We start from the raw sequence: 538 nt of genomic DNA, 5'->3' as shown, positions 1-538 counted from the left end.
ACAGTTATGAGCGCGATCGCAATCAATTTAAACCCAATTATTCAACTGACAGACGAACAGTTTTATCAACTTTGTCGCGAAAATACCGATGTAAAATTCGAGCGCAATGCGAAAGGAGAATTAATTGTAATGCCACCGACTGGGGGAGAAACCGGGAATCGGAACCTGGAAATCGGGGCTGATTTTGCGATTTGGAACCGACAAACCAAATTGGGCAAAGTATTCGATTCTTCTACTTGTTTTAAATTGCCGAATGGCAGCGATCGCTCTGCGGATATCGCCTGGATAAAATTAGAGCGCTGGGAAACCCTCACCCCGGAAGAACGAGAGAAGTTTCCTCCTCTTGCGCCGGATTTCGTGTTAGAGTTGCTCTCCCCTAGCGATCGCCTAAAACCGATCCAAGAGAAACTGCAAGAATATATAGAAAATGGCGTTAAGCTGGGGTGGTTAATCGATCGCGCAAATCGGCGGGTAGAAATCTATCGCCCGGGGAGAGACCCCGAAATCTTGTCCGATCCTGCTGTAGTTTCCGGAGAGG

The 538-nt window shown here is 47.4% G+C and carries 1 protein-coding gene; it reads left to right on the top strand.

Annotated elements, in window-relative coordinates; all coding sequences use genetic code 11:
• Positions 1-6: 6 nt before the first annotated feature.
• On the top strand, positions 7-538 hold a 532-nt coding region (locus AC0QH1_RS00535; protein WP_324628783.1), incomplete at its 3' end, for a Uma2 family endonuclease.

Source organism: Phormidium sp. CCY1219 (assembly GCF_055795085.1).
This window is presented reverse-complemented; position numbering and strand designations above follow the sequence as displayed.